General features: G+C 35.7%; 10 protein-coding genes. 5 read left to right on the top strand and 5 right to left on the bottom strand.

Features of this window, described 5'->3' with window-relative positions; genetic code table 11:
• Nucleotides 1–159 precede the first annotated feature (159 nt).
• The 4 genes from PMI13_RS11745 to darG all read left to right on the top strand — a co-directional run bounded on the left by PMI13_RS11745 (nucleotide 160) and on the right by darG (nucleotide 2,847).
• The gene (locus PMI13_RS11745; protein ID WP_007843910.1) at nucleotides 160–603 is read left to right on the top strand and encodes a hypothetical protein; all 444 of its coding nucleotides are present in this window, start codon (nucleotides 160–162) and stop codon (nucleotides 601–603) included.
• Between the two features lie 158 nt (nucleotides 604–761).
• Complete coding sequence (locus PMI13_RS11740; protein WP_034670323.1) at nucleotides 762–1,127, top strand: helix-turn-helix domain-containing protein; 366 nt, start codon at nucleotides 762–764, stop codon at nucleotides 1,125–1,127.
• Between the two features lie 33 nt (nucleotides 1,128–1,160).
• Nucleotides 1,161–1,796 carry a type II toxin-antitoxin system toxin DNA ADP-ribosyl transferase DarT gene (gene darT, locus PMI13_RS11735; protein WP_007843908.1) on the top strand — a complete coding sequence of 212 codons (636 nt, stop codon included), beginning with the start codon at nucleotides 1,161–1,163 and terminating at the stop codon, nucleotides 1,794–1,796.
• A 1-nt stretch (nucleotide 1,797) separates the two neighbouring features.
• Nucleotides 1,798–2,847, top strand: a complete 1,050-nt coding sequence (gene darG, locus PMI13_RS11730) for a type II toxin-antitoxin system antitoxin DNA ADP-ribosyl glycohydrolase DarG (RefSeq protein ID WP_034670303.1) — start codon at nucleotides 1,798–1,800, stop codon at nucleotides 2,845–2,847.
• An 85-nt stretch (nucleotides 2,848–2,932) separates the two neighbouring features.
• Here the strand turns inward: darG and gldG are convergent, their stop codons facing one another.
• The 5 genes from gldG to kbl form a co-directional block, all read right to left on the bottom strand.
• Nucleotides 2,933–4,600, bottom strand: coding sequence for a gliding motility-associated ABC transporter substrate-binding protein GldG (gldG, locus tag PMI13_RS11725; RefSeq protein WP_007843901.1), 1,668 nt, complete (start codon nucleotides 4,598–4,600; stop codon nucleotides 2,933–2,935).
• A gap of 4 nt (nucleotides 4,601–4,604) precedes the next feature.
• A complete protein-coding gene (locus tag PMI13_RS11720) occupies nucleotides 4,605–5,333 on the bottom strand; it encodes an ABC transporter permease (RefSeq protein ID WP_007843899.1) in 729 nt (242 codons plus the stop codon).
• Between the two features lie 66 nt (nucleotides 5,334–5,399).
• Complete coding sequence (locus PMI13_RS11715) at nucleotides 5,400–5,954, bottom strand: CopD family protein (protein WP_007843897.1); 555 nt, start codon at nucleotides 5,952–5,954, stop codon at nucleotides 5,400–5,402.
• 131 nt (nucleotides 5,955–6,085) lie between these two features.
• Nucleotides 6,086–6,538 (bottom strand): hypothetical protein, encoded by a 453-nt coding sequence (locus PMI13_RS11710; protein ID WP_034670302.1) that lies wholly within the window; start codon nucleotides 6,536–6,538, stop codon nucleotides 6,086–6,088.
• Between the two features lie 69 nt (nucleotides 6,539–6,607).
• Nucleotides 6,608–7,804 carry a glycine C-acetyltransferase gene (gene kbl, locus PMI13_RS11705; RefSeq protein ID WP_007843892.1) on the bottom strand — a complete coding sequence of 399 codons (1,197 nt, stop codon included), beginning with the start codon at nucleotides 7,802–7,804 and terminating at the stop codon, nucleotides 6,608–6,610.
• Between the two features lie 169 nt (nucleotides 7,805–7,973).
• On the opposite strand from kbl, the gene PMI13_RS11700 reads away from it, so the two are divergent.
• Nucleotides 7,974–8,852 (top strand): cupin-like domain-containing protein, encoded by an 879-nt coding sequence (locus PMI13_RS11700; RefSeq protein ID WP_007843890.1) that lies wholly within the window; start codon nucleotides 7,974–7,976, stop codon nucleotides 8,850–8,852.
• The last annotated feature ends 175 nt before the right edge of the window (nucleotides 8,853–9,027 follow it).

Below are 9,027 nucleotides of genomic sequence, written 5' to 3'. Positions count from 1 at the left end.
CCGCCTGAAACAGGAGGTACAAGCTGCCACAACTATGCTTGCGGCGGTGGATTCTGGTGCTAATGAAACAATGAGAATGAATAGTTTGTCAATAAGCTATTCATTCTTTACGTATTATTTTAAATGATCGCTTTATCATCCATAAAACCGCAATTAAATATGAAAAAAATATTATTACTCTTCCTGATACTGATCTTCGGAATCGGGTTTGCCCAGAAAGTAAAAAAAGCAGAAAAGGTAAAAGATAAATTTGAATCCCGACAGCCGCAGGATATGTCTGTTCCACCACCGCCAGTGACTGCTTTTCCGGCTCAGTACCCGGGAGGAAACAAAGCATTTATTGATAACGTCAAAAAGAATTTAAATAAAGATGCGCTCAAAAACCTCAGCAAAGATCTAAAAACAAAGATCATCCTGAAAGTAAGCTCAGATGGCACTATTTTGAATGTCTCGACTTACGGAGACAATGAAGCTTTCAATACTGAAGTAAAAAAAGCAGCAGAAAAAACCACCTCAAAAGTTAAATGGGAAGCCGGAAAAAACAGCAAGGGTGAAAAAGTAATTGACATCGTGAATCTTCCGTTTAAATATTTGAATACCTAAAACAGCAGTTATTGGGTTTCAAAAAAACTTTGCTCTTCGATACACAGAAATATTATTTTTTCCATGTACTAAAAAAATATTCTGTCTCTACCACTAATCTGGAAAATCTCGTCTTAAATTTTTCTATATTTGTACAAAGCACAGATATAAATATCATTATGGAAAAGCTAAGAAGTCTAAGAAAACAAAGGGGATTCTCCCAGGAAAAAATGGCCGGTATCATTGCAACAGATCCTTCCAACTACTCCCGCAAGGAAAGAGGCGAAATAAAAATGTTTGATGATGAGTGGGAAAAACTGGCTGCAGCTTTGGAAGTGCCTGTGGAAGAGATAAAAGAGGAAAGGCTAATAGCTATAGTTCATAATAATCACGACAGCACCACTTTTAATGGTAATTCCGGTAGCTATTTTAATAACTTCACTGGCATACCTAATTCTATTGTAGAAAATTTGCAAAGCTATATTAAAATTTTAGAGGAGAAGATTGTAACTTTGAAGGAGGAAAATGAGAAGTTGAAAGAGTAAACAGATTAATGAATAAACAATTACAATTTCAACATGATCAACAAGCATAAAACATATTGTTATCGTATCACACATATAAGCAACTTATCTCTTTTATTGCAAAATGGTATTGTTAATAAACACCATCCCAATGCTTCTCAGAATTATGTTGATATTGGCAATCCTGAAATTATTGATGTTCGGAGTGCAATGCCTGTAAAAATTAGTAATTATGGAATGATTGGCGACTATGTTCCGTTTTATTTTACTCCAAAATCTATGATGCTTTTTAATATAATAACTGGTTATAGGCATCCTCTAGTTTTAAAAAGAAACCGAAGTGAAATATTGGTTATACGTTGCTTAATTAATGATTTGGCAACCTTATCACAATGGTTTTTCACAGATGGACAAGGCAATGACATGGCAAGTAATCATTATAATAATTTAACAAATCTAGAAAAAATTGATTGGCAAAGCATACAAAATAGTGATTTTTCAAAAACTGATGGTGATTATGATCGACCAAGAAGATATCAAGCAGAATTTTTGATTTTTGAACAAGTACCATTGATAAAAATAGAATCACTAAATGTTTATAACAAACATTCAGCAGATATTGTAACCAATATTTTAAATCAATATAATATTAATCTGGCTGTAAATATTCAGCCACAATATTTTTTTTAAAATGATAAAAGTATTTGAAGGTGATATGATGCAATCTGGAGCGGAAGCTTTAGTAAATACAGTAAATACAGTAGGTGTAATGGGTAAAGGAATTGCATTACAATTTAAAGAAGCTTTTCCAAATAATAATAAAGCATATATTGATGCTTGTAAGAATAAAGAATTAGAACCAGGTAAGCTGTTGACTGTATGGGACGAAAATTTACAATTAGGTAAAAAGCTAATAATAAATTTCCCCACAAAAGTTCATTGGCGATATCCTTCAAAATATGAATATATTGAAAAAGGATTAATTACCTTGCGTGAGTTACTGCAAAAAGAAAAAATAAAAAGTATTGCAATACCACCTTTAGGAAGTGGTAATGGTGGTTTGGATTGGGACAAAGTAAAACCTATGATTGAACAAGCATTGGAAGGATTGAAAACAGAGATCATGATTTATGAGCCAAATGCTGCAATTAAGGCTATTTTACAAAAAGAAGAAATAAAAAAAGAAATAAAATTGACACCAGCTCGTGCTTCATTACTTTATTCTTTATTCGCTTTTGAAAGTATGGGTGAATATAGTAGTTTATTTGCAGCAAACAAATTAGCATATTTCCTACAGCGAAAAGGACAAAAATTGAACCTTAATTTTAAAGCTCATCATTATGGTCCATATGCTATTGGTGTAGAAAAAGTGCTTTATCATCTAAATGGAGTTTACTTAAAGGGAATGGAACAAGGAAACACAAGACCATTTGAGCCTTTACAATTAAACTATGAAAAATGGAAAGAAGTTAAACAATATATTAATAGAGAACTTTCTTACGAAGATGCCCAACGGGTAAAAAGTCTTATTCAATTTTTAGCAGGCTTTACTTCAGAACTTTCATTAGAAATTTTAGCAACAGTTGATTTTATAATTGCCCAAAACCCACAATATTCTATTGATGAAGTAACTCAAGCTATTGCAAATTGGAATATGCGCAAGAAAGAATTATTTAAGCGTGAATATATTGAAGCATCATATAATTACCTTAAAAATTATTCTTCCACCTTATTTGGGTAATAGTATATTTAATTATGAATAAATATATCTGAACTACAAATCAATAGTCAAAAAAAAAGAGAAACCTCCCGGTTTCTCTTTTATATTATCCAAACTTCCTCTTCCTCAACCAGAAGAACAATCCTCCCAGCGCTCCTATCGCTACTAAAGGAAGCAGCAAATTAAACCACTGCCAGTTATTCTTTTCTTCTGTAATTCTTTGTCGGTCAAGAAGTCTTTCTTCAATATTCCGGTTTCTTAATTCCATTAAATTGCTATCATCTAAAAGGTAGTCTAATGCATTTCTCAGGAACTGCTCGTTTCCAAACTGCTCATTGGTCAGCATATCTACGCCTAAAGGTAAAGGTTGTCCCTTGATCACCTTGTTTCTTCCCACATCACCATCTGCAATGATGATCATTTTATTTTCGGGGCTCTGTGCCTTGAAGCCCGGATATGATTTTCTTTCAATTCTTGAGGAGTAGGCAGAAGTAAATTTACCTTCCAGAGAAACCGCGTAGATTTTCGGGGTACTTGGTTTTTCCATTTGTCCGAGGCTGTCTACACTCGAAATTTCTTTTAAATCAACATAATTCGGCACCTGCTTCAGTAACGTTCTTTCACTTGATTCAAAAAGAACATTGGTTTTGATATTTTTCCTTCCCAAAGTATCAATTGAAGTCGGGAACTCAAATTTTACAGGGTTGATATTTTTCGTGATCGGGTTATTGTGCTCTGCAATTCCTAACGGGAAGTATGGCCACGGAAGGCTTGTGTATTGCGGGTTTCCGCTTACTTCTCCGGTTACAAGACGCAGCAATGCAAATTTCTTTACATCTTTTACCAAGGCAGGATTGATCCTGATCCCGTAGTTGAAAAAGAAGTCCGTCATATTGATATCCACAGGGAACGGCATTACTTTTTTCGATCTTGTCAACGTATCCATTTCTGCGTTTACGGCATCGATCATCCAAAGGGTTTTACCACCATTCATGATGTATTGGTCAAGGATCACTTTTTCACCATCTGTGAATGCTTTTCTTGGTTTTGCAATCACCAGGGCACTCATCTGTTTCAGCATCGGAAGATCGGCCATGGTAAGCTCGGTCTGGTTTTTAGGAATCACCGGTCCTGCATCATAATTTTCTAAGGCAAGGTGCATGAATCCCTGGAATTCATCTGGACTTAATTCATCCTGGTTCACCAAAACCCCTACTTTTTTTCTGGTGTCCGCTGCAATATTTTTGATATTTGAAACCAGGTTATATTCTAAGTTTTCAATAGATTTTGTCAGCTGCTGATCGGCATCAATTCCGGTCTGCTGAACCACCAGCGGAATAGAAACTCCCCTTTTGTCATATTTCACCACCGCATAAGGAAACAGCATGATCTGGGACACTTTCCCGTCTTTGATATCCGGAAGTACAGAAGGTTCCATACCCATAGCCATCAAAGTATCCTGTGACATTTTAGTTTTGATAGGGTCAATGAATCTGAAATCTATTTTCGGATTGATCTTCCTGAACTCTTCCAGCATGAATTTCGTTTCATTCTGAATCTGCTTAAAGCTTGCCGGAAAATCTCCTTCCAGATAAACTTCAACCTTCAGGGGCCTTTTCACCGACTTTAATACTTTAACCGTACTGTCGGAAAGGGTATATCTTTTTTCTTTCGTTAAATCTAAACGTATTCCCGAAACCGCCAGGATAACGGCTAACGGTAAAATTGCAAAAAGTAAAATTCCTAACGGAGATTTAAATGATATCTTCTTCATAATTCTACTTCTTTTTATTGATAAAATGATTAGACAATGCTAGCGTAATACCGATGACCAGAACAAAATAAGCGACATCCTTAAAATCGATAAGCCCTCGTGTAAAACCTAAAAAGTGCTGATAAAAGCCTACATTCTGCAGGATAAAATCGGCACCGCCTAATAATTTATAACTCGCCAGCTGCTCGATCCCGAAATACATGATGAAACACATGAAAACGCCCAGCAGGTAAGCCATAATCTGGTTTTGTGATAATGATGAAGCCAATATTCCTACTCCGGAAAAAGCAGCAATCAGGATAATCAGACCGATATAGCTTCCGAAAGTCATTCCCAAATCTATATTTCCTTCAGGCACCCCTAAAGCATACACGGTATAAAGATAAATCAATGACGGAATCAGGCATAAAATCCCGACTACCCAAACCGAAAGGAATTTTCCCAACACCAGGTCTGAAATTTTCAAAGGCTGGGAAAACAGCCAGTTTAATGTTCCTGTCTGCTGCTCTTCCGCAAATGTTTTCATAGACAATGCGGGGATGATAAACATCAGCAACCACGGAACCAAAACAAAATAGCTCTGTAAGGAAGCCATTCCGATCTCAAAAATGTTAGAATCATTATCGAAAAAAAACAAAAAAAGAGTTGCTATCAGACTGAAAGCTGCAATGATGATCCACGCGCTCCAGTTTCCGAAATAACTCCAAAGTTCTTTTTTAAAAATTGCAATCATAGTTTTTTGTAAAATGTAAAATGTAAAAAGTATTAATGTACATCAATACTCTGCACTGATACTCTATTATTTATTACTTTTTTTATTTTTATTAACCAGCTTTACCGTCATCATGATTAAAAATACAAGAACGAAAAATCCTGCGATTAATTGCCACCAGTATTCTATTACCATAGATTTTAAGATCACCGTGAATACGACCAGGAATAATATGAAAGTCGCTATTTCATTGGCCTGCCTCAGCTTTATATTGGCAGTTTCAAGGGTATTCCCGTTAAGGGCTTTTAGCTTCAGCACTTTTTTCCAGCACCAGTAATGGTACACTGCAAGGCCAATCAGGAAAGTAAGCTTTAAGTGAAACCACGGCATTTTCATCAGTCCGGTATTCATAACAATCATGGCCAGTCCGCAAACCGCCATGATAACGCCTGCAGGAACGGTAATGATGTTCCAGAGCCTTCTCGCCATAAAGGTATACTGCTCTCTTAAAATCTTCTTTTTTTCTTCGGCAAATTCATCGGTATCTTTATAGTAAACAAAAATTCTCACGAGATAAAAAATCCCTGCAAAATAGCTTACCATGAAGATAATATGTAAAGCTTTTATGATTGTATAAAGCATCCTGAAAATTTGTTTGCAAAGATAGTTTATTTAAGAAAAAAACAGAATTTAATCTGAAAAAATGATTTTAAAATAAGAATAACCGATTTTTATTAAAATCTGAAAATTAAATTCAAAACCATGCTGTAAACTTACTTTTTATAGGAAATACCGTCTGTCTTTTTTCCGTCATGGTATTTTTTAATGTACAGAAGCTCCCCTTTATCATTGTAATATTTCCAGTCTCCGATATAATACCAGTGGCGCTGGTCCTTGGAAATATCCAGTTTCGACTGCCCCACTTCCATTATTTTACCGTTGGGAAAATATCTCCTGGTTTTTGTAAGGCCTTTTTTGATTTTATCTTTCTGGTAAAGCTTATGCTTAAAATCCTTAGTATCGGAATAGGTTTTCCAGACTCCTTTCTTCTCTCCTTTATCATATTTCCCAATGGCTGTGAGAACTCCGTCATCCGAAGAATATTCTTCCTTCCATTTGCCGTCTCTTTTATTTACTTTATTTTCATCTCTGATGTATTGATTCATTTTAGTCTTACAGGAAACTACAGATAAAAGCACCAATAAAAGAATGGATATTTTTTTCATAAAAAAACAGAATTTCTGTAAATATAAGAAACTCTGTTTTCATTCTACAGTTGTAGAGATTGTTTATTATTATGAAATCACTCCCAACTCTTTTCCTACTTTTTCAAAACCGGCAATTGCTTTATCCAGATGCTCTCTTGTATGAGCGGCAGAAAGCTGAACCCTGATTCTCGCTTTTCCTTTCGGAACTACCGGATAAAAGAAACCAATCACATAAATACCTTCATCCATTAATTTCTCAGCCATTTTCTGGGCAAGCGGAGCATCGTAAAGCATTACCGGAACAATCGCCGCATCACCATCAGGAATATCAAAACCTTTGGCTTTCATTTCTCCCCTGAAATATGCTGCATTTTCCATTACCCTGTCACGAAGTGTGGTGTCGTCTGAAATCATATCCAATACTTTCAATGCAGCACCTACGATTCCGGGAGCCAGTGAATTGGAGAATAAATAAGGGCGGGAACGCTGTCTCAGCATATCAATAATCTCTTTTTTACCGGAAGTAAAACCTCCTAAAGCTCCTCCTAAAGCTTTTCCCAATGTAGAAGTAATGATATCTACCCTTCCCATCACTTCATTGGCCTCATGAGTTCCACGACCTGTTTTCCCGATGAAACCTGTTGCGTGGGAGTCATCAACCATTACTAAAGCATCATATTTGTCAGCTAAATCACAAACTCCTTTCAGATCGGCTACAATTCCGTCCATTGAGAAAACTCCGTCGGTCACAATGATTTTAAAACGGTGATTCTTTTCCGAAGCTGCAATCAGCTGGGCTTCAAGATCTGCCATATTGTTATTTTTATAACGGTATCTTGCTGCTTTACAAAGACGTACCCCATCAATGATAGAAGCGTGGTTTAATTCATCTGAAATAATTGCATCTTCTTCTGTGAATAAAGGTTCAAAAACTCCGCCGTTCGCATCAAAGCATGCTGCATACAAAATAGTGTCCTCAAGACCTAAAAATTCAGCAATTTTCTGCTCCAGCTGCTTATGAATATCCTGCGTTCCACAGATAAAACGAACGGATGACATACCATAGCCATGGGACTCGATCATATCCTGAGAAGCTTTCATTACTTCAGGATTGTTGGATAATCCCAAATAATTGTTGGCACAGAAGTTCAGCAGTTTTTTCCCGTTAGCTTCAATTTCAGCACTCTGTTGGGAAGTAATGATTCTTTCTCTTTTGTAAAGTCCGTCGTTATCAATATTCTGTAATTCGTTCTGTAAATTTTGAAGATATTTTTCAGAGATCATTTTTAGTAAATTTTTAGATGTGCTAATTTAATAAAAAGGCTGTAAACTCGAAGCCTTTATGATTTTTATTCTGAAAAATTCAAATAAAAAATTTAGGTAGCTGTATTTTTTATCATTAGTCTATTAATTTAGTAGGATAATAATTATATTTGTTTTCTAAATCCAAAAAATGAGACTAGCACCTGTACCAAAAGTTAAGAAAATATCATCCGGCGGATTCCTTAATCAATATATGAAACCCCGCCTGCCATTAATCTTAGAAGATTTCGTGGATTCTGAAAGCCCGGCATTCAAAAAATGGAATTACAACTTTTTCAAAAAAATAGCCGGAGATCAAAAGGTGAATATTTATGGCAGCGAGCTTGAATCTTTAGACAGAGTCGCAAGCAAACCCATTTCTCAAACTACATTTTCAGAATACCTCGATCTGATAAGCGCCTCCCCTACTGAACACCGCCTTTTTTTATTTAACTTACTGAGTATAAAACCTGAATTGAAGAATGATATCCATTATAATGATGTTACAAAAGGAAAGATTATAAAATGGCTTCCTTTTATGTTCTTCGGAGGTGAAGGATCAGTCACCAGGAATCATATTGATATCGATATGTCCCATGTTTTTATTACCCAGTTTCAGGGGATCAAAAGAATATGGCTCTTTCCCTGGGAACAATCTGCCCTGATGTACAGACTTCCTTATAACTTCCACAGTCTTACTAATATTAAAGAACCTGACTATAAAGAATATCCTGCTCTACAATATCTGAATGGCTATGAAACTGTTATTAAACCGGGAGAGACCCTTTATATTCCTTCCGGATGGTGGCATTATATACAATATGAAACGGAAGGATACTCTGTTTCTATAAGGGCATTACCTTCAAGCCCGCTTGAAAAATGGCGGGGCTTTAAAAACCTGGTGATCACGAGGCATTTTGATAATGCAATGCGGAATCTTTTTAAAGAAAAATGGTTTAGCTATAAAGTGAAAAAAGCCAGGAAACGGGCTCTTAACGCGATGAAAAAACAAAAAAGCTTTGAAATCTGAAAACCCGATTATATTAACAATTAAAAATTACTGCAATGGAATTACTGTATGCCATGATCTCTGCCGAGCGTTCCCATTATTTTTACTATCCGATTTTTTAAAATCTTAATAGTATAAAGAAAAAAAGAGGCTGTCTCAAAAGGGGCAGTCTTTTTTCTGTCTCAAAATTTGTAGT

The organism is Chryseobacterium populi (genome assembly GCF_000282115.1).
Lineage (GTDB): Bacteria > Bacteroidota > Bacteroidia > Flavobacteriales > Weeksellaceae > Chryseobacterium > Chryseobacterium populi.
Note: the sequence above shows the minus strand (reverse complement) of the source record. Positions and strands in the feature narration are given on the sequence as shown.

Coding starts and splice junctions, on each gene's coding strand:
- PMI13_RS11715 (WP_007843897.1), bottom strand. CDS start 5,954: ATGCTTTATACAATCATAAAAGCTTTACATATTATCTTCATGGTAAGC.
- PMI13_RS11720 (WP_007843899.1), bottom strand. CDS start 5,333: ATGATTGCAATTTTTAAAAAAGAACTTTGGAGTTATTTCGGAAACTGG.
- PMI13_RS11745 (WP_007843910.1), top strand. CDS start 160: ATGAAAAAAATATTATTACTCTTCCTGATACTGATCTTCGGAATCGGG.
- PMI13_RS11700 (WP_007843890.1), top strand. CDS start 7,974: ATGAGACTAGCACCTGTACCAAAAGTTAAGAAAATATCATCCGGCGGA.
- darG (WP_034670303.1), top strand. CDS start 1,798: ATGATAAAAGTATTTGAAGGTGATATGATGCAATCTGGAGCGGAAGCT.
- gldG (WP_007843901.1), bottom strand. CDS start 4,600: ATGAAGAAGATATCATTTAAATCTCCGTTAGGAATTTTACTTTTTGCA.
- kbl (WP_007843892.1), bottom strand. CDS start 7,804: ATGATCTCTGAAAAATATCTTCAAAATTTACAGAACGAATTACAGAAT.
- darT (WP_007843908.1), top strand. CDS start 1,161: ATGATCAACAAGCATAAAACATATTGTTATCGTATCACACATATAAGC.
- PMI13_RS11710 (WP_034670302.1), bottom strand. CDS start 6,538: ATGAAAAAAATATCCATTCTTTTATTGGTGCTTTTATCTGTAGTTTCC.
- PMI13_RS11740 (WP_034670323.1), top strand. CDS start 762: ATGGAAAAGCTAAGAAGTCTAAGAAAACAAAGGGGATTCTCCCAGGAA.